Genomic DNA, 17844 nt, shown 5'->3' with positions numbered 1-17844 from the left:
CGGTCCGAAGGGAGGTCGGTGATTCCAGCGGCATCGGGGCGGTGTGGCGGGGGCTGCGGCGGGTGTGTGCGGTTGGACGCCGGGATCGACAAGGAGATCGGTACCGGCAAGTTTACGATGGCCGAGCTCGAAGGGGAGGAGCAGAGCCTGGAGCGGCTACGTCGCTGGCATCGCGACATCAAGGCGCGTGATGTCTTCGGTGCACCCGCCGCTGTCGAGGCCGATCGGCAGCTCGAGCACTGCGTCGACCGCCTGGCCGACTACACCGAGCGGGTCTTCGCGGCCCTGCGGCCGCCGCGATGGCCTTCGCTCGCGTGTACTTCGCCGCGCACTATCCGCAGGATATGCTCGCCGGTCTCGTTCTGGGGGCGGCGGTGAGTCGGGCCGGGTTCGCGCTGGCGTGGCGGGTGCTGGCGCTCGCCGCGCGCACATCGTTGCGTGTTCTGTTCACGGCCGGGTCACCGGTCGAATCGGCTGCTGGACAGCGGTATTCGCGGTGAGCGCCGGACCGGTCGCCGAGGTGCCGCGGGCACGATTGCTGCCGTTGTACGCGGCTGGGTTCGTTACCGCGTTCGGCGCGCACAGCATCGCTGCCAGCCTCGGCGGCTACACCCACGCCGAACACGCGAGCCTGCTGGCGCTGGGTATCCTGCTGGCGGTTTACGACGGTGCGGAGGTGCTGCTCAAGCCGGTGTTCGGGGCGTTGGCCGACCGCGTCGGCGCCCGCCCGGTCCTGCTCGGCGGGCTGGCCGCCTTCGCCGTGGCCTCCGGGGCGTTCGTGCTGGCCGGTAATCCCGCGTTGGTCGGGGTGGCCCGGTTGGGGCAGGGTGCCGCCGCGGCGGCGTTCTCCCCGGCGGCCGGGGCGATGGTCGCCCGGCTGACTCCGGGCAGCGGGCACGGTCGTGCGTTCGGCAGCTACGGCGCGTGGAAAGGGCTCGGCTACACCCTCGGTCCTCTCCTGGGTGGCCTGCTCGTCACCGTCGGCGGCTACACCCTGCTCTTCGCCGCCCTCGCCGTTCTCGCAACCCTCGTCGCGGTCTGGGCCGCGCTCGCCGTTCCCGCCGTGCCGGTGCTGCCGCGAGCCCGCCAGACCGTGCTGGATCTGGCCCACCGCCTCGCCGATCGCGGCTTCCTGGGCCCGACCGCCGCACTGGCCGGGGCCACCGCCGCACTGGCCGTCGGGGTCGGGTTCCTGCCGGTGGTCGGGGCCGGACACGGACTGGGCCCGCTGGCCACCGGTACGGCGGTGTCGCTGCTGGCCGCCACCGCCGCGCTTGTCCAGCCCCGTGCCGGTCGCGCCCGCGACGCCGGACGCCTGCGCGACCACGCGGGCATGACGGCCGGGCTCGTCCTGGCCGCACTGGGTGTCGCCGCGGCCCCTGTCGTGCCCGGGGCCGTGGGCATCGTGCTCGCCGCGGTCGTCGTCGGGGCCGGGACCGGTCTGATCACGCCGCTCGGATTCGCGCACCTGGCCGCCACCACGCCACCGGAACGGCTCGGCCAGACCATGGGTGCCGCCGAAATCGGGCGCGAACTCGGCGACGCCGGTGGCCCGTTGCTCGTCGGCGCGGTCGCCACCGCCGCCACCGTCGGCCTCGGACTGCTCACCCTCGCCGGACTGCTCATCGTCCTCGCCGCCCTCATTGCCACCGCAATCCCCGCCACCGAAATGAAACGCCCGTAACTCGGCGTGGGTCGCGGGCATGAAGCTCAGATTCAAGATCGTCAAGCGGACTCGACGGCTCGGCCGGAATGCGGTGAGGACGGTTTCTCGGCGACGATGAGCGCATAACCGAGTCGGCCGTCGGTGACCGCTCGGCGGGCGGCGCGCACATACGGGACGGCCGCGGTGGGGGTGAGGTTCGCGGCGGTGAGGGCCTCGGGTGCGGTGATGCGCAGCAGGTTCAGGCGGGCCTGGATGTGGTCGATCATGGTGGTGATCGCGGTGTCGTGGTGGTCGACGGTCGTGACGCGCAGCCCGGCCGCGGCCAGCAGATCGAGGTATCCGGTCACGGGGCGCGCGTCGGCGATACAGGCGATATGGGCGGCGAGATCGGTGAGTTCGGCGGGCAGGCCGGAGTCGGCGACGGTGACATCGGTGATGCCCAGGCGTCCGCCCGGTCGCAGGACACGAGCGAATTCGCTTGCGGCACGAGGCTTATCGGGAAACAGGCACAGGGCGCATTCGCACACGACGGCATCGAACACGCCCGCGGCGAACGGGGTCGCTTCGCTGTCGGCGTGCTGAAACCGGACCCGGCCGGTGAGCCCCGCCGCCTCCACCGCCGCCTCGGCACGCGCGAGAATCGGTGCGGCGAGATCGATTCCCTCGACCTCGACCCCGTATTCGGCGGCCAGCAGGACCGCGGTCGCACCCGGGCCGCAGGCGATGTCGAGTACCCGCTGTCCCGGGCGCAGCGCCAGCCGATCGGCCAGGCGACGGGTGAGGCGCGCACCGCCGGGATGGTAGGAATCGCCGAGCAGCAAGGCGACCGCATCGCGTTCATACGCCTGGACGCAACAGGTTTTGATGTCGGCGGGGTCCGGACCGGTCATGGCCGCGGCTGTCTCGGCACGGCGCGGTGGCCGGTGTTGGTCGAGTCGGGAGCCGGTCGCCCCGGCCGGTCGGATCCGTTGCGGGCGATCATCGATCCGCGTGGTGACAGGGTGAGCAGCGGTTGCAGCTCGGTCGCATTCGGTACCGGATCCGCGGTGGCGACGCCGGTCAGGTCGGCGCGGACCTGTTCGCGGTAGCCGACGCTGTTGTAGGCGCAGAAGGGAATCAGCCTGCCGTCCGGGGTGATCTCCTCGACGCAGCATTTCATGAGTTGTTTGACGTTGAGGGTGTAGGGGTCCTGGAAGTCCTGGACCACGATCATGAAGGCGCGGTCGGTGAGTTCGCGGGCGGCCGCGGGCAGGTCGATCCCGCAGCCGCCCGGCCCGCACGCGATCGCCTCGGCGGCGCGGGCGAGTTTCTCGTCGACGGTCGGGGTTCCCATGAACGCCGAAGCGCTCCACAGCTTTTCCAGAGCCTCCCGCACGGACAGGTCGGGCAGGGCACGGTTGGTGACGTAGTCGAGATAGTCCTCGAGCTGTAGCAGCCGCGGGATCGGGATCACCGTGTGATCGGGCTCGCCGGGTGTGCCGTCGGTGATCAGATAGGTGATCGACCGGCAGGTGGGAAAACAGCACGGCACCGGGAAGAAGTCCGAGGGGGCGAGCCACTGCGGCAACTGTTCGGCGATGGCGTCGATGACATCCGGATTGGTCAACCGTTGCAGTGGATCGAATTCCAGATGCCGTCCGGAATGGGTGACCGGCTGAAACGCGATCGCCCGCACCGCAGGATGAGCCAGCCCGTATTCGACGATCGCACCGATCTCGTGCTCGTTGACCCCGCGCTCGATGGCCGCGGCGAGGGTGACGATCAGCCCGGCGTCGGCGCAATTGTCCAGTGCCCGTTGCTTGATCGTGCGCAGATCTTTTCCGCGAATACGCAGATGGGTCTGTTCCTCCAGCCCGTCGAACTGCAGATAAATGTTGAGCACCTTGCCGTTTCGGCCATTGCGATCGGCGAGTGCGGCAACAAAATTGCGATCGGAGGCGAGCCGGATGCCGTTGGTGTTGATGGTGATGGTGCGGATCGGCGACGCCTGGGCCATGTCGATGAAGTCCAGTAGATTTTTGTGGATGGTCGGTTCGCCGCCGGAGAACATCACCACCTCCGGCTCCCCCTCGGCGGCGACGAACGCATCGATCATCCGCCGACACTGCTCGTGCGTGATCGAATACCCGGGATCGAAGACCGGACGCGAAGCGTCTCCGTTGAGGGTGGTGGTGGGAGACGGGCGGGGTTGATGCCCGGAGTCGGCGAAGCAGATCGGGCAGTCCAGATTGCAGCCGGTATTCACCTCGATCAACCCCAGGCAGGCGTGCTGCTTGTGGTCCGGGCACAACCCGCAGTCCGACGGGCAACCGTCACGGATCTCGGTCTGGAACGCCAGCGGCAACGTGCCGGGCTTGTTGAACCGCGACATCGACAGGTACGCCTGCGCATCGCCGTAGACCAGGGCCTCGAACCAGCCGTGCTCACGGCAGCGCTTGCCCAGATATACCTTGTCGTCGCGAATATTGACCTGCGCATCCACCACCGTCTTGCACACCGGGCAGATGCTCTTGGTGTACTCGACGAACACCTCGTCGCGATCGGATCGCACCGTTGTCACCCAGCCTCCATCCTCCGCAATACCGTGCCGTCCACCTCACCCATGAGGACACGAGTTGTCACCGAGACTGTTGCCCTGCTGACAGTCTGCGCCGACACACCGCTCCACGCCGACGCTTCGCCGACCGCCTCGACAGCCGATCCTGTTACCCGGCTGACAGTTCACCAGCACCGGTACCCGACCCGGCGGTTGAATTGCCTGAACAACGGCGACAAGGAGGTATGCGGCAGATGATGCGCGCGATCTGGAACGAGACGGTGATCGCCGAGTCACCACGGACGGTGCGGGTGGAGGGCAACGACTACTTCCCGCCCGAATCGCTGCACCGGCAGTACTTCGCCGACAGCCCCAGCCGGTCGCTGTGCCCGTGGAAGGGCCTGGCCAGCTACTACAACGTCATCGTGAACGGCGAGGTGCACCCCGACGCGGCCTGGTACTACCCGAAACCGAGCCCACTGGCCCGGAAAATCAAGAATCATGTTGCCTTCTGGGGCGAGGTCCAGGTCGAGGGCACCCAGGAGAGGGCCACGACCGAGGCCACCGCCATCGAATCCACCGACGACCAGCGCCCGAGTTGGCTGGCGCGACTGACCGGACGGGGCGCCCCGCGGTGAACCAGACGGTGTCGCGCCTGTCGAATACCTCCGACAGCATTTCATTCGCCGGACAATCGCGAATCTTCAGCTATCTTCCAGATGTCACGTCGATGAATTGGCCACCGTTCGGTATTTCGTGCAGTAGCGGAGGCAGACATGAATCGCAGAACACTGTTTACCGGCCTGACCGGGGGCGTTGGCCGCCGTCGGCGAGCATCTGCGCGATCTGCCCGAGGTGTCCAGCCGCGGCGGACTGCTCGACACCGGCCTCGATATCGCCGCACACCAGGTGAACCTCGCCGGTCGAACGCTGACTCTGGATGCCTACAACGGTTCGACACCGGGCCCGATCCTGCGCATCCGCCCCGGCGACACCCTGCGGATCCTATTGCGAAACCTGATGCGGCCCATGGGGATACCGTTGAACACCATGCCACCGATCTGCGCGTCCATGCCCGATGAGGCCCGGCACGATCTGGCCGGGTGCGTGTCTCCGGCCGTCCACAAAATGGTGACCGGCGAGACGGGGCCGCAGAAAATGGTGGCCACCAATATCCACACCCACGGCCTGCAGGTGTCGCCGGAAGGCAACGCCGACAACATCTTCGTCCGCATCGACCCGCTCGGACAATTCCAGTACGAGTACCACATCCCCCGGGACCAGCCCGCCGGAATGCACTGGTACCACCCGCATTTCCACGGCTCGACCAGTCACGCCGCCTGGAGCGGGCTGGCGGGCCCGCTCATCGTGCAGGGCGATATCGACGCCGTGCCCGAAATCGCGGATATGCGCGAGCGCGTGCTGGTGGTCGACGAGCTGTGGGTCGGCGACGACTCCGGTGAGGTTCCGACCGTGCTGGTGGTGCCGATCGGCGGACCGGTGCCGTTCAACGGCATTCCCGCGGTGCCGTCGAGCATGATGTTCACGGTGAATGGGCAGCTGATGCCCGAGATCGAGATCCGGCCCGGCGAAACCCAGCGGTGGCGGCTGCTCAACGCCAACCCGCACCGCGCTCTGTGGCTGCATATCGACGGCCACGACATCCACCAGATCGGCCAAGACGGTATCCCCTTCGCGGCCCCGAAACGGCTGCCGCACGTGATGCTGACGGCAGCCAATCGAGTCGAGTTCATCACCCGGGGCGGCGAACCCGGCCGATACCGGATCTACGCCGAACGCTATGACCAGGGTCATCCGGGCGGGCCCCGGCCCCGCGTACAACTGGCCACACTCGTGGTCGCCGGTCCGCGGGCCGACGGCCGGATCCCCGCGAGACTCGTCGAGCCACCCCGGATGCCGGACTTGCCGGTCGTCCGGCGGCGCACGCTGAAATTCTCCGGCGACATCTCCGGGCGCACCGGCGCCGGAGTCGTCTTCCGCATCGACGACAAGGAATACGACATGGACCGCATCGATCAGGAGGTGGAGGCGGGAACGGTCGAGGAGTGGACCATCGTCAACGACGACGTCTTCCAACACCCGTTCCATATCCACGTCAACCCATTTCAAGTGGTCGATGTGCGGGGCATCCCGCTCGGGGACACCTCCTGGGGCTCCCCGGATCCGGCCGTCTGGTGGGACACCTTCCGGCTACCACCCAAGGGACAGTTCACATTACGGACCTACTTCCGGCCCGACGCGACCGGCAAAACCGTCTACCACTGCCACATCCTGCCCCACGAGGACAACGGCATGATGGGCAACATCCTCATCCGCCCGGCCGCCGGACACTGAGTTGAGTCACCGCCTGAGCGCTATCGGAACACTCACCGCCACAATGGTTCTCGGTGCCACGATCGCGAGCGCCGCGCCTTCCGACGAGGACGGCCACCAGCCGCTGACCAACGACCACGCCTACGTGTTCAACCAGCAACTGCGCGACAACATCGGCTGGTGGAACGACTCCTGGATGCCGCAGACCGTCCCCGACGGCGCTCACATCCAGATCCAACTACCCAGCGACCCGGTGCAGTGGACACCCGACACCGGCGACACCTGCCAGCCCAGCCCCACCCTCGTCCACCTCGACCAGCTCACCCGCAGCCGAGTCGACCTGCTGGGCTCGGATCGATTGCCCGATGACGGTCGTATCACCGGCAGCTCCGCCATCTCCGTCTTCGACTACCGGGTCACCGGAACCGGCGTCGCCGCACTGTGTTTACGTCCACGGCCCGCCGACGCCGACCCCGACGTCCTCGGATTCCCACCCGGCACACCACCGTTGTATGTACTCACCGTCCTGGTCGGAGTGCCGCAGGCACAGCCGTGATTCGGCGATGGCGTTCCGCCGCGATCGGAGATGCCCGACTGCGGCGGCCGGAAGTGTGGCAGAACGGCGAGTGGACCCCTGGCAGCAAGGAAGCGTGCTCGTATGACATACACAGATTGCGACCTGTTGGTGATCGGCGGCGGCTCGGCCGGACTCGCCGCCGCCGAAACCGGTGTGCGTGCCGGTGCCTGGGTGCTGCTGGTGGCCGATGGTGAGATCGGCGGGGACTGCACCTTCACCGGATGTGTGCCGTCGAAGACCCTCATCGAGGCCGCCGCCCAAGGGTTGTCCTACTCGGAGGCCGCGGCACGGGTGCGGGCCGTGATCGACCGTATCGCGGCGACCGAGACCGCGGATGTGTTGCGGAAGCGAGGAATCGAGGTCCTGCGCGGGCGCGCCCGCTTCACCGCCTCCCGCCGCGTCGACGTCGACGGTCGCTCGATCTCGTCCGCCCGCATCGTCATTGCCACCGGCACCGTGCCCGCGGTACCGCCCATCGATGGGCTCGCCGACGTTCCCTACCTCACCACCGACACCGTCTTCGAGCAGAGCGATCCACCGGACTCGTTGGCCATCCTCGGTGGCGGGCCGACGGGATGCGAATTGGCGCAGGCATTGTCCCGGCTGGGCGTGCGAGTGTCGGTGGTGGAGTCCGCGCCTCGGCTCCTACCGGGTATAGACGCTGACGCGGCCGCGATCATCACCGAAGTCTTTGCCCGCCAGGGAATCACCGTGCACACCGACATCACCGTCAGGGCCGTATCGGGCGACGACGGCACCGTGGTGCTGCACATCTACTCGGGACCGGACATCACCGCTCAGCGCCTGCTGGTGGCAACCGGGCGTCGCCCCGACACCACCGGACTGGGTCTGAATGTGGCCGGAATCCGCACCGGCGCAGGAGGTTTCATCTCTGTAGACCGGCATCTCACCACCACGGCACCCGGCGTCTACGCGGCCGGTGACATCACCGGACACCTGCTGTTCACCCACGCCGCGTACGAGATGGGCCGGGTCGCGGCCGGTGCCGCGTTACATCGGTGGCGCAGGCCAGTTTTCGATCCGACGGTGATCCCATCGGTGGTGTTCACCGATCCCGAGATCGCCACCGTCGGCACGGCCGAATCCGAGATCGCCGACCCGCGCGCCCGGATGGCGTACCTGCGCATGGATCGGGTCGACCGCGCGATCACCGCCGACCGCACCGACGGTTTCGTCAAACTCCTCGCCGGTCCCCGCCGCATCCTCGGAAACACCGGCGGCGGAAGGGTTCTCGGTGCCACCATCGTCTGTGAACGGGCGGGCGAGCTCATCCACGAACCCGCCCTCGCCCTGCGTACCGGCATGTTCACCGGCCGCCTGGCCCAAACCACCCATGCCTACCCCACCTGGTCGACCGCTATCCAACAGGCCGCGGCCCAATTCTTCGGCTACGGCCCCACACCCCGCGCGATCACATATCGGTGACCGCCGTAGGAATCAGCGTCGCCACCACCGGGCCGGTGGCTGGCCACCGCTCGCGGCGGCCAATACCTCACGCACGCTCGGGTTCACCATCCCCTCGCCATTGACGAACACCGTCGGCACGGTCTCGTTGCCGTGCGCGACGGAGCGGACCCGGGCCGCGGTGCCGGGGTCCTCCCAGATGTCGATCTCGTGTAGCCGGAGTTCGGTGCGCCGCAGTTCTTCCCTCGTCAGTGGAGGTCGTCCAGGGCGGACTCGATGGCGCGGTGGAAGGTCGGATACGCGTAGATCATCTCCCGCAGCGTGCGCACCGGGACCTGCGCGTGCACCGCAACGACCAAGGCGGACAACACTTCTCCGCCGGTCGGCCCGACCGAGGTCGCACCGACCAGTACACCGCGGTCGGCGTCGGCGACGAGCTTGACGAATCCTTCGTTACCGGCCTTGTGGATCCAGCCGCGCGCCGAGGACGGAATCTGGCTCATCCCGACCGAGACCCGCACACCGGCGGCCCGCGCCTGCTCCTCGGTCAGCCCGACCCCGCCCACCTCCGGATCGGTGAACGTGACGTGCGGGACGGCCCGATAGTCACCGGATTCCGTTGCGGCACCGAGAATGTCGTTCGCGGCGATGCGTGCCTCGTACATCGACATGTGGGTGAACGCACCGTGCCCGGTCACGTCGCCGATCGCCCAGACACCGTCGGCGGCCCGCATGCGCGCGTCGACGGCGATCCGCCCGGCATGCTCGTCGAGCCCGGCCGCGCCGACACCCAGCGCTGCGAGATCGGTATGACGCCCCGCGGCCACCAGCAGGTGTTGCGCGTGGCGGATCTCGTCATTGTTCAGGCGCACGGCGAATCGGTGCCCGTCGTGCTCGACACGGGTGGCTTCGACCCCGGACAGCACCGTAATCCCCTCGGCGGCAAAGGCTTCCGCAAGCAATTCCCCCGCCTCGGGTTCATTGCGGGACAGCAGGCGGCTGCGCACGAGCATCGTCACCGCCGCACCGAAGCGAGCGAATACCTGGGCGAACTCACTGGCGACCGGTCCGCCACCGAGCACGATCAGCGACTCCGGCACCTCGGTGACCGCCACCGCGTCCCGATTGGTCCAGTACGGGGTCTCGGCGAGTCCCGGAATCGGCGGAATCGCCGGGGACGTGCCGGGGTTGAGCACGATCGCTTTGCGCGCGTGGAAGATTCGCGGCCCACCGGTGGTTTCCACCGTTACCTCATCAGGGGCGGTGATCCGTCCCCACCCGCGCACGAATCGGCCACCGGCCTTCTCGAAGCGCTCCACCGCCACCGTGTCGTCCCAATCATCGGTCGCCTCATCCCGAATGCGGGCAGCGACCGGCGCCCAGTCCGGTCGTACCGTCGCCGCACCGGCCAGCGCGTTCACCCGCCGCGCCTCGGCCAGGGTGTTGGCGGCCCGGATCATCATCTTCGTCGGCACACACGCGTAGTACGGGCATTCGCCGCCGACCAGCCGACCCTCCACCCCGACCACCTGGAGTCCGGCCTTCGCCAACCGACCCGCGGCGTCCTCACCGCCGGGCCCCATGCCGATCACCACCGCGTCCACTGTCTCTGCTGCCATCGTCACTCCTGTCAATTTCGTCCTATTTACTCAACGACAACGCGAGGCCGCCACGGACCGCCGACCGAGTGTCAGCGTGCTGACATATCCGGCGCCGACATCGACCCTGTCGGGTGGCGGTCGTATCCCGGGGACTACCACGACGACCGGCCGGGTATCACCGAAACCACGTTCGGTGAGCATCGAGCCGATGCCGTCCGTTGTCAGAATCTCGGCGGGGATGGCTCAGGCTTGTTGCTGGATGCCCCGCAGGCGATCCGGATTCTTGATATCGAGTGCGGCATACCCGATTTCGATGATTCCGTCGCGCTCGAACTCCTTCAGGATCTTGTTCAGCGACGGCCGCTGCACACCCAGCATCGCCGCCACTGTGCGCTGGGCCAACTGCACCGAGCCGTCCACCGATTCGTCCAGTAGCAGCTGCGCCACTTGCGCGGTCAACGGACGGCCCAGGATGCTGATCAACCGGGTCTGGGTGGCGGCCGTGCGCTGTGCGACGCTCGACAACCAGCGGCGCGCGATCGCCGGATGCCCGGCCAGCAGTTTCTCGAATGCCGTGTGCGACAGGTACAGACACGTCGCGCCGGTCAGCGCGCGGGCGGTGTACATCAGCGGCATATCCAGCAGCAGCGGGATATCGCCGTCCACATCGCCGGGCCGCAGCACGTCCACGACCGCACGACGCCGCCCGGATCCGACGCTGAGCTCGAGCTGTCCCTGCCGCACGATCCACACCCCATCGGCCGGGTTACCCGCGGCGAACACCACCGAACCCGCTGGCAGAGACTGGAATTCGAGCAGATCCGCCAGCGCCGCCAGATCGTCGGGCCGTAACGGCGCCGCGGCGCCCCGCCCGACACAACGGGCGATCCACGCGGCCTGACGCAACTGGTCCTCGCTGAACGACTCCCCGCCGAACGTGTGCAACAGATGTGTCAACGGCCCCTCGGATCGGTTCATCCACCGCCTCCAGAAATCGGTCGAATCATCGTGTCACCATGCCGCCAACCGTATCGACCAACGTCTCCGGCTGGACGGGGAGCTACAGATCTTCACTACACTTGATGCAGACGATGGATCCCGCCGGGATTCCTGGTCGGAACACCACGCGCATGTCGACGACCCGGAAGGGCACTCGGTGAAAACCTCCGGCAGGGCACTGCGATTGTCGATCTTCGTCGGGGAGAACGACGTGTGGCATCATCGCCCCGTCTACAGCGAAATCGTGCACCGTGCCCACAAAGCCGGGCTCGCGGGTGCCACCGTGCTGCGGGGTGTCGAGGGTTTCGGCGCGAGTTCGCGCATTCACACCGCTCACCTGTTCCGGCTCAGTCAGGACCTGCCGATGGTGATCGTCATCGCCGACGCCGAGGATCGTATCCGCGCGTTCCTGCCCCAGCTCGACGAGCTCGACCTCACCGGACTCGTCGTCCTCGACGACGTCGACACCATCCGCTACGAAACCAGACCCCGGCGACACGCGCCGTGACACTCGGCACAGTCGAAATGATCTCGGACAGGATCCGGGTTAACCTCTAGTGATGTGGCGGTGGGGCTCGCCACTCCGGAGACCCGGAAAACCGTGATCGCCCGATCGCCAACAGTCCCTACTTGACCAGCATGTCTGCCGTTCGAGTAGGAGCCTGTCGTGCCCGAAATCCGTCTCGCCGAATCCGGCGATCCCGACGTCGATCTGCGCTTTGCCGAGCAGTGCCGCGAATTGTTCCGCGACCACGGCGCCGTGCTGGCCGTCATCGCGGTCGGCGGCGGGCTCGGTGCCATCGCCCGCTATGGCATCGCCCAACTCCTGCCCACCCGGCCCGGGCACTTCCCGTGGGGCACGTTCATCACGAACGTGGCAGGCTGTTTCGCCATCGGTGTCCTCATGGTGCTCATCACCGAGGTGTGGTCCGCGCACCGGCTGATCCGGCCGTTCCTCGGCGTCGGCTTTCTCGGCGGCTTCACCACCTTCTCCACCTACGCCGTCGACACCCGCAACCTCCTCCAACCCGGTACCACCGCAACCGCTTTCGCCTACGCCGCCGGTACCCTGCTGTGCGCCATGCTCGCCGTCCTCACCGGTGTCACCCTGACCCGAATCACCGTGCGGCGGCGCGAGACTCGAGAGGACCGGCGATGAAGCTCACCGGATACGCCACTCGCTTGCAGATCTTCGTCGGCGAGGACGACATCTGGCACCACAGGCCCGTCTACCACGAGATCGTGCGCCGCGCCCGCGAAGCCGGGCTCGCCGGAGCCACCGTCCTGCGCGGCTGTGAAGGCTACGGCGGCCACTCGGTCATCCACACCACCCGGCTGCTCGACCTGACCGAGGACCTGCCCGCCGTCATCGTCATCGTCGACACCGACGACAAGATCCGCGCCTTCCTCCCCGAACTCGACGACCTCATCGGCGACGGCACCGTCCTGCTCGACGAGGTCGAAGTCATCCGCTACCAGGCCAAGACCCCGTCATGACCGTCGCACTCGTCTTCCTCGGAGCCATGATCGGCGCTCCCGCCCGCTATCTGGCCGATCGTGTCGTGCAGACCCGTCACGACAGCATCTTCCCCTGGGGCACATTCACGGTGAACCTGATCGGCTGCCTGATCCTCGGCGGCCTCACCGGCGCCGCCGCCTCCAGCCCGATCCTCGCCGTACTCGGCACCGGCTTCTGCGGGGCACTGACCACCTACAGCACCTTCAGCTACGAAACCCTGCGCCTACTCGAACAACGCGCCCACTTCTACGCCACCGTCTACGTCGCGGTCAGCGTCATCGCCGGTCTGGGAGCCGCACTGCTCGGCTACACCGCCATGCACGCCACTCTCACCTGATGGCAGGCACGGCATGCAGTACGAGCCCGCCCTATCAGGACGACGAGCCGGGAGATTCAGCGCAGGGTGAGCAGGAACGCCCTGGCCCCTGCCGCGTAAGCCTGGTGTAGATGGTCGGGATCAGGGTCGCCGGTTGCAGTGAAGCCGATGTTGTTGAACTTGGCGAAGGCGTGGTTGTCTCGGACGATTATCCCGTAGTACTCGACCACGCCCGCCTCGTCGCTGATGGCCCGCACGTCGGCGGTACGGCGTTTGCCTTGCAGCACAACGCCGATTCGATCGCCGGTGCGTAGGTTGCGGCCCCAGGCGAACGATGTACCGATCAGCAGCGACCCGTCGTAGCGGGTGTAGGCGACCGGTATGTCGTAGTGTTTGCCCGACTTGCGGCCCACGATGTGCAGCAACACCAGTCGTCTCCCCACGGCGATGGAGACACCCGGCACGCGAAGCAGCACGCCCACGATCCTGTTCACTACACGTTGCGAGGCCATGGTCCGAGCCTGACCCGCCGCTCGTGGGGAAGCCATATCTCCACGGTAGTCCCTCCGGGCGCCGTTCAGGGCCGGGCGATGTGCAGGCGGACCATGGGCAGGGTGTCGACGGATGTGCCGGTGGCGTGTTCGATGGTGGCGCGCAGGTTTTTCCACGCCCGGGGGTGCTGGTGGATGTAGTGGTCGAGGGCGGTGGCCGATTGCCGGTCGGTCAGCGGTGTCGCGGTGGCGGGCAGGGCGCGGCGGCGGCCGGTCCAGACTCGGACGCGGGGGTCGGCCCGGATGTTGCGGTACCACTGGGCGCGGTCGCCGAATCCGGAGACGATGACGTACTCGTCGGGTGCGGGATGGTCGACGACCTCGAGGACCACGTAGCGGCGGGCTCCGGTGCGTCGGCCGCGGTGTTCGAGCATGAGCAACCGGGTGCCGAACGCGACGCCGAGACCGGCGCGGTAGAGGCGGATGGGAGCGCGGACGAGCCAGCGGGTCCGCAGGGCGCGAGCCCCGAGTCCGGCGGCGGTGTCGGCGAGTGTCATCGGTGAGTCCTTTCCGAAGTCGTTGTGGTGGAGCGGGTCAGAGGGCGCGTTCGCGGACGACGCGGGCGATGTCGATGCGCCGCACGACGCGCAGCGCGGGCAGTTGTGACACGGCCGCGGCGGCCAGCACGGCAAGGACGGCAAGGGTGGGTGCTGCGATGCCGAGCCACAGGTGCAGGGTGAACATGTCACTGGTGAACGACCGCAGGAACATCCACGCGACACCGATTCCGGCGGCCAGCCCGAGGGGTGCGGCAAGCGCTGTGGCGGTGAGGTTTTCGGCCGCCACGGCGGCGGTGAGGCGGCGGATGGGCACACCGGCCGCGCGCAGGGTGGCCAGCTCGGTGGTGCGTTCGGCCAGGTTCACGGTCATGGTGACGTAGATGACGGTGAATGCCAGGACCGCCCCCAGGAGGAGCATGACGCCGATGAATATCCAGAACAGGGCGAGGAATCGGTGGAATTCGGTGTCCAGGGCGTGGGTGTCGGTGTAGGCGAGCACGCCGGGCAGGCCGGTCACCGCGGCGCGGACGGCGTCGTGGTCGGTGCCGGTGTCGAAGCGGAGCAGGTAGCCGTCCGCGGCGGTCGGTGCCAGCCGCGTGGCGGTGGAGTCGGTGGCGTAGAGCAGGGTGCCGAGTGGCTCGTCCACGAGCCCGGCCAGCCGGACCCGCTGCGGTGTGCCGAATGCCGGTGTAACAGTGAGGATGTCGCCGACATGTACGCCGAGCCGTCCGGACAGGGCGGACCCGGCGAGCACGCCGTCGGCGGGCAGGCCGGGTCCGCCGCTGGTAATGCGGAATCCGTGCATGCGGGTGTCGGGTGGCAGTCCGGTCAGCTGGGTCGCATAGGTTCTTCCGTTGGCCCGCACCGTGATCGGGGCGACTCGTTCGGGCTCGACAGCCGCCACTCCCGGCACCTGCCGCACCTGCGCGGCCGGGCCGCCGGTGCCCGGGGCGGCGATCACGGTGGCGTCTTCCCGGTCGACCTGCCCGAATTGGATGTTCACGACGTGATACATGCTGGTGACCATGCCGACCGAGGCCAGGATCAGGACCAGTGCCAGCACGGTGCCGGTCATCGTGGCCGCGGTGCGGCGGCGGTCCCGGGTCAGTGACCGCAGCGCCATGCGGGCGACAACGGGGAGGGCGGTCCAGCGCGCGGAGATTCGCGCCAGCGGGCCCGGGCGCAGCGGGCGGGCGCCGTCGCCGCGCATCGCCCGAGCGGGCGCGGTGCGCGCCGCGGCCAGCGCCGGTACCAGACCTGCCAGTGCCCCGGCGGTCAGTCCGAGCGCGAATCCGACTGCCGCGGTGGCGATCCGGTGCGCGACCACGGTGTCGGGGATGCCGACGGCGTGTGTGTAGGCCGCGGTCACCGCCGAGGTGACGACCGCGCCCGACGCGACACCGGCCACCGCGCCGACGGCGGCGACGGCCAGGCCGTAGGTGGTGTAGTGCCGGATCAGGGTGCCGCGGCGTGCCCCCATCGCCAGCAGCGTGCCGATCACGGGCCGCTCTGCTCGGACGAGGCGGGTGATCAGCACGTATTCGGCGATCCCGGCGGCGAGCAGGAACAGCAGCGGAAAGCCGACGGCGATTTCGGAGAACCCGTTGAGATCTTCGTGCAGGGCGGCATTCGACGGCTGGTCGGCGCGGCCGGTCACGTCGGTGGCGCCCGCCGCCCGCAGCAGGGTGGCGACATGATCGCGGTCGGATCCGGAGGCCGTCGGGTCCAGCGCGACCAGAGCCTGGTCGGGTCCTGGTCGGCCCGCCAGGCGCAGAGCCTGTGGCTGTGGGGCGAACACGATGGCGAACGTGTGCGGGTCGTCGAGCACGTCCTGGCGGCTGCGGGCGGGCCACAGGTATTCCGGGGAGCGGGCGATCCCGGTGACGGTCACGTCCTGCCAGGCGGTGCCGTCGTGGATCCGCAGTCGCGCGCCGACGCGCAGGCCGAAGGTATCGGCGGTGTGCTGTTCGATCACCACATCGCCCGGATGCGCGGGATCGGGCATTCGCCCTGCGGTGAGCGATATCTCGTCCACACCGGCGCCGGGGTCGGCGGGCAGGCCGGTGATGCGGCCGAGGAGTTTGGCGGCGTCGATGGTCATCGGCACATCGGCCTGAGTCCGTACCGCCACCCGGGCCACCCCGGGCGCGGTGCGCACGGCGTCGGCGAGCGCGGCCGGATCGGTGCCGGTGGCGGTCAGGTCGGCGAAATGCAGTCGCGCATAGGTCTGTTCGTAGGAGGCCGACAGGTTACGGAACGAGTCGTAGCTGGCCACGAACAACAACACCCCCAGCATCACGGTCACCGCGATGGCCACCGCCTGCGCAGGCCGGCGGCGCAGGTCGCGGCGCAGCTTGCGGCCCAGCATCCGATTCCGGGTCGTTCGCATGTCCCTCACCACCGGACGTCGGCCGCATCGACCGGTGCGGGATTGGGCTGGTCGGCGATGATGCGGCCGTCCCGCATCCGGACCACCCGATCGGCGATCGCGGCGGCGACCTCGTTGTGGGTGACCATCACCACCCCGCGCCCGGCACGAGCGGTGCGCTGCAACAGCTCGAGTACGCCGCGCCCGGTCGCGACGTCGAGGGCGCCGGTCGGTTCATCGGCCAACAGCAGGTCCGGATCGGTGGCCAGCGCACGGGCGATCGACACCCGCTGCTGCTGCCCGCCCGACAGCTGCGCCGGGAAATGGCCTGCCCTGTCGGTCAAGCCGACCGCGGCCAGCAGATCGGGCACCCGGGTCCGGTCGCCGCGCCCGGTGAGCTCGATGATCACCTCGACGTTCTCCCGGGCGGTGAGCGTGGGAATCAGATTGAAGAACTGGAACACGAAACCGATACGGGCGCGCCGGAATTCACCCAGCGCTGCGGGCCGGCCGCGCGAGATGTCCTGCCCGGCAACCACGATCGTTCCGGTATCGGCGGATTCGATACCCCCGATGATGTTGAGCAGCGTCGTCTTGCCGGACCCGCTCGGCCCCAGCACAGCCACCAATTCGCCCGGTGACACGTCGAGGGCGACGTCGTCGAGGGCGTGGACGGCGGCCTCGCCGACGCCGTAGGTCTTGCCGACGCCGCGCAGCCGGAACCCACCACGGCGCGTGGTCACGGGATGTCGTCGATCTGTCATCGCCGGTCACCGCCGATGCCGGACATCCCGGTCAGGCGGCGCAGCGGACCGTCGACACCGAGTTCACCCAGCCGAGGATCGATCAGCCGATGCAGGATGAGACCATCCAGCGCGGCCACCAGGACCACCGCCGTCGCCTCGGGATCGGGCACCGAACCCGAGCTCCGCAGCCACGCCGCGACCGCCGCCCGGAACTCCCGCAGCACCACACCGAGCCCTTCCTGTAGACGCTCGTATCGCGTTGCCGCCAACAGCATCTCGCTGAACACCCGAGTATCGGCCTCCGCGACCGTATAAGCGGCGATCGCGGCGAGCAACCGGTCCAGCCCCGCGGGCCCGGACCGGTCCAGCCCCTCGCCGAGCACGTCAGACGCGAGCGCGCGGACCATTCGCAGCGAGGCATCGATCAGCAGATCGTTGACCGAGTTGAAGTGGTAATGCACCAGTCCCGGCCGCAGCTCGGCGCGCTCGGCCACCATCCGGGTGGTCACCGCGCCCCAGCCCCGCTCGGCGATCAACTCCACCGCCGCGTCCATCAGCCGGGCCCGTGTCTCACGGCCCTGTTCAGCGGATGTCACCACCACGACCCCCTTCCCGCCCACGCACCTTGGTCATTCACATTGGGCGCATGCCCAATCTAGCAGAGCAGTGCAGTCTGCAACAGTTGCTATGGGCGTGGAATCGGTGA

At 68.4% G+C, this 17844-nt stretch carries 21 protein-coding genes; 11 read left to right on the top strand and 10 right to left on the bottom strand.

Annotated features, from left to right (window positions below):
• Window positions 1-72 precede the first annotated feature (72 nt).
• The 3 genes from HPY32_RS43175 to HPY32_RS43165 are packed head-to-tail and all read left to right on the top strand — an operon-like array spanning window position 73 to window position 1684.
• Window positions 73-378 carry a Chromate resistance protein ChrB gene (locus tag HPY32_RS43175; RefSeq protein WP_309247584.1) on the top strand — a complete coding sequence of 102 codons (306 nt, stop codon included), beginning with the start codon at window positions 73-75 and terminating at the stop codon, window positions 376-378.
• Window positions 300-500 carry a hypothetical protein gene (locus HPY32_RS46755; protein WP_067586048.1) on the top strand — a complete coding sequence of 67 codons (201 nt, stop codon included), beginning with the start codon at window positions 300-302 and terminating at the stop codon, window positions 498-500. Before HPY32_RS43175 ends, HPY32_RS46755 begins: the two co-directional genes overlap by 79 nt.
• Entirely contained in the window at window positions 497-1684 is a 1188-nt protein-coding gene (locus tag HPY32_RS43165) for an MFS transporter (protein WP_067586052.1), read from the top strand. The genes HPY32_RS46755 and HPY32_RS43165 overlap by 4 nt, the downstream gene beginning before the upstream one ends.
• Before the next feature lie 41 nt (window positions 1685-1725).
• On the opposite strand, the gene HPY32_RS45510 is transcribed toward HPY32_RS43165, so the two are convergent.
• Together HPY32_RS45510 and HPY32_RS45505 are read right to left on the bottom strand one after the other, a co-directional pair.
• Window positions 1726-2556 (bottom strand): class I SAM-dependent methyltransferase, encoded by an 831-nt coding sequence (locus HPY32_RS45510; RefSeq protein ID WP_067586055.1) that lies wholly within the window; start codon window positions 2554-2556, stop codon window positions 1726-1728.
• On the bottom strand, window positions 2553-4226 hold the full coding sequence (locus tag HPY32_RS45505) for a radical SAM protein (protein WP_231951586.1): 1674 nt from the start codon (window positions 4224-4226) through the stop codon (window positions 2553-2555). Before HPY32_RS45505 ends, HPY32_RS45510 begins: the two co-directional genes overlap by 4 nt.
• A 230-nt stretch (window positions 4227-4456) precedes the next feature.
• Between HPY32_RS45505 and HPY32_RS43155 the strand changes: the two genes are divergently transcribed.
• The 4 genes from HPY32_RS43155 (at window position 4457) to HPY32_RS43140 (ending at window position 8559) form a co-directional block, all read left to right on the top strand.
• A complete protein-coding gene (locus HPY32_RS43155) occupies window positions 4457-4840 on the top strand; it encodes a DUF427 domain-containing protein (RefSeq protein WP_067595500.1) in 384 nt (127 codons plus the stop codon).
• 178 nt (window positions 4841-5018) lie between these two features.
• The gene (locus HPY32_RS43150; RefSeq protein ID WP_067586061.1) at window positions 5019-6557 is read left to right on the top strand and encodes a multicopper oxidase family protein; all 1539 of its coding nucleotides are present in this window, start codon (window positions 5019-5021) and stop codon (window positions 6555-6557) included.
• Between the two features lie 43 nt (window positions 6558-6600).
• Window positions 6601-7092, top strand: coding sequence for a hypothetical protein (locus HPY32_RS43145; protein WP_067586064.1), 492 nt, complete (start codon window positions 6601-6603; stop codon window positions 7090-7092).
• A gap of 102 nt (window positions 7093-7194) precedes the next feature.
• Complete coding sequence (locus HPY32_RS43140) at window positions 7195-8559, top strand: dihydrolipoyl dehydrogenase family protein (protein ID WP_067586067.1); 1365 nt, start codon at window positions 7195-7197, stop codon at window positions 8557-8559.
• Window positions 8560-8571: 12 nt separating this feature from the next.
• Here HPY32_RS43140 and HPY32_RS43135 read toward each other — a convergent pair whose 3' ends face one another.
• The 3 genes from HPY32_RS43135 to HPY32_RS43125 form a co-directional block, all read right to left on the bottom strand.
• The gene (locus HPY32_RS43135; RefSeq protein WP_253950224.1) at window positions 8572-8775 is read right to left on the bottom strand and encodes a glutaredoxin domain-containing protein; all 204 of its coding nucleotides are present in this window, start codon (window positions 8773-8775) and stop codon (window positions 8572-8574) included.
• An 11-nt stretch (window positions 8776-8786) separates the two neighbouring features.
• Window positions 8787-10157 (bottom strand): dihydrolipoyl dehydrogenase family protein, encoded by a 1371-nt coding sequence (locus HPY32_RS43130; protein ID WP_067586070.1) that lies wholly within the window; start codon window positions 10155-10157, stop codon window positions 8787-8789.
• Between the two features lie 225 nt (window positions 10158-10382).
• Window positions 10383-11117, bottom strand: coding sequence for a Crp/Fnr family transcriptional regulator (locus HPY32_RS43125; protein WP_067586073.1), 735 nt, complete (start codon window positions 11115-11117; stop codon window positions 10383-10385).
• Between the two features lie 178 nt (window positions 11118-11295).
• Between HPY32_RS43125 and HPY32_RS43120 the strand changes: the two genes are divergently transcribed.
• The 4 genes from HPY32_RS43120 (at window position 11296) to crcB (HPY32_RS43105) (ending at window position 12994) form a co-directional block, all read left to right on the top strand.
• Complete coding sequence (locus tag HPY32_RS43120; RefSeq protein ID WP_067586076.1) at window positions 11296-11646, top strand: DUF190 domain-containing protein; 351 nt, start codon at window positions 11296-11298, stop codon at window positions 11644-11646.
• Window positions 11647-11805: 159 nt separating this feature from the next.
• A complete protein-coding gene (gene crcB, locus HPY32_RS43115; RefSeq protein WP_067586078.1) occupies window positions 11806-12297 on the top strand; it encodes a fluoride efflux transporter CrcB in 492 nt (163 codons plus the stop codon).
• The gene (locus HPY32_RS43110) at window positions 12294-12635 is read left to right on the top strand and encodes a DUF190 domain-containing protein (protein WP_067586082.1); all 342 of its coding nucleotides are present in this window, start codon (window positions 12294-12296) and stop codon (window positions 12633-12635) included. The genes crcB (HPY32_RS43115) and HPY32_RS43110 overlap by 4 nt, the downstream gene beginning before the upstream one ends.
• Window positions 12632-12994: a fluoride efflux transporter CrcB gene (gene crcB / locus HPY32_RS43105; protein WP_067586087.1), complete on the top strand. Its 363-nt coding sequence runs from the start codon at window positions 12632-12634 to the stop codon at window positions 12992-12994. The genes HPY32_RS43110 and crcB (HPY32_RS43105) overlap by 4 nt, the downstream gene beginning before the upstream one ends.
• A gap of 56 nt (window positions 12995-13050) precedes the next feature.
• Here the strand turns inward: crcB (HPY32_RS43105) and HPY32_RS43100 are convergent, their stop codons facing one another.
• The 5 genes from HPY32_RS43100 to HPY32_RS43080 are packed head-to-tail and all read right to left on the bottom strand — an operon-like array spanning window position 13051 to window position 17737.
• On the bottom strand, window positions 13051-13521 hold the full coding sequence (locus HPY32_RS43100) for a nitroreductase/quinone reductase family protein (RefSeq protein WP_082871217.1): 471 nt from the start codon (window positions 13519-13521) through the stop codon (window positions 13051-13053).
• A 29-nt stretch (window positions 13522-13550) separates the two neighbouring features.
• Entirely contained in the window at window positions 13551-14021 is a 471-nt protein-coding gene (locus tag HPY32_RS43095) for a nitroreductase family deazaflavin-dependent oxidoreductase (RefSeq protein ID WP_067586094.1), read from the bottom strand.
• A gap of 37 nt (window positions 14022-14058) precedes the next feature.
• On the bottom strand, window positions 14059-16413 hold the full coding sequence (locus HPY32_RS43090; protein WP_067586097.1) for an FtsX-like permease family protein: 2355 nt from the start codon (window positions 16411-16413) through the stop codon (window positions 14059-14061).
• Between the two features lie 5 nt (window positions 16414-16418).
• Window positions 16419-17156, bottom strand: a complete 738-nt coding sequence (locus HPY32_RS43085; RefSeq protein WP_067586100.1) for an ABC transporter ATP-binding protein — start codon at window positions 17154-17156, stop codon at window positions 16419-16421.
• Window positions 17153-17737, bottom strand: a complete 585-nt coding sequence (locus HPY32_RS43080; RefSeq protein WP_067595502.1) for a TetR/AcrR family transcriptional regulator — start codon at window positions 17735-17737, stop codon at window positions 17153-17155. Before HPY32_RS43080 ends, HPY32_RS43085 begins: the two co-directional genes overlap by 4 nt.
• Window positions 17738-17844 lie beyond the last annotated feature (107 nt).

Source organism: Nocardia terpenica, from assembly GCF_013186535.1.
In the GTDB taxonomy this organism is placed as follows: domain Bacteria; phylum Actinomycetota; class Actinomycetes; order Mycobacteriales; family Mycobacteriaceae; genus Nocardia; species Nocardia terpenica.
This window is presented reverse-complemented; position numbering and strand designations above follow the sequence as displayed.

Excerpts from the sequence above, each read along its gene's own strand:
- HPY32_RS43095 (WP_067586094.1), bottom strand. The coding sequence starts at position 14,021 with ATGACACTCGCCGACACCGCCGCCGGACTCGGGGCTCGCGCCCTGCGG.
- HPY32_RS43085 (WP_067586100.1), bottom strand. The coding sequence starts at position 17,156 with ATGACAGATCGACGACATCCCGTGACCACGCGCCGTGGTGGGTTCCGG.
- HPY32_RS43130 (WP_067586070.1), bottom strand. The coding sequence starts at position 10,157 with ATGGCAGCAGAGACAGTGGACGCGGTGGTGATCGGCATGGGGCCCGGC.
- HPY32_RS43090 (WP_067586097.1), bottom strand. The coding sequence starts at position 16,413 with ATGCGAACGACCCGGAATCGGATGCTGGGCCGCAAGCTGCGCCGCGAC.
- HPY32_RS43110 (WP_067586082.1), top strand. The coding sequence starts at position 12,294 with ATGAAGCTCACCGGATACGCCACTCGCTTGCAGATCTTCGTCGGCGAG.
- HPY32_RS43125 (WP_067586073.1), bottom strand. The coding sequence starts at position 11,117 with ATGAACCGATCCGAGGGGCCGTTGACACATCTGTTGCACACGTTCGGC.
- HPY32_RS43140 (WP_067586067.1), top strand. The coding sequence starts at position 7,195 with ATGACATACACAGATTGCGACCTGTTGGTGATCGGCGGCGGCTCGGCC.
- HPY32_RS43155 (WP_067595500.1), top strand. The coding sequence starts at position 4,457 with ATGATGCGCGCGATCTGGAACGAGACGGTGATCGCCGAGTCACCACGG.
- HPY32_RS45510 (WP_067586055.1), bottom strand. The coding sequence starts at position 2,556 with ATGACCGGTCCGGACCCCGCCGACATCAAAACCTGTTGCGTCCAGGCG.
- crcB (WP_067586087.1), top strand. The coding sequence starts at position 12,632 with ATGACCGTCGCACTCGTCTTCCTCGGAGCCATGATCGGCGCTCCCGCC.
- HPY32_RS46755 (WP_067586048.1), top strand. The coding sequence starts at position 300 with ATGGCCTTCGCTCGCGTGTACTTCGCCGCGCACTATCCGCAGGATATG.
- HPY32_RS43145 (WP_067586064.1), top strand. The coding sequence starts at position 6,601 with ATGGTTCTCGGTGCCACGATCGCGAGCGCCGCGCCTTCCGACGAGGAC.
- HPY32_RS43100 (WP_082871217.1), bottom strand. The coding sequence starts at position 13,521 with ATGGCTTCCCCACGAGCGGCGGGTCAGGCTCGGACCATGGCCTCGCAA.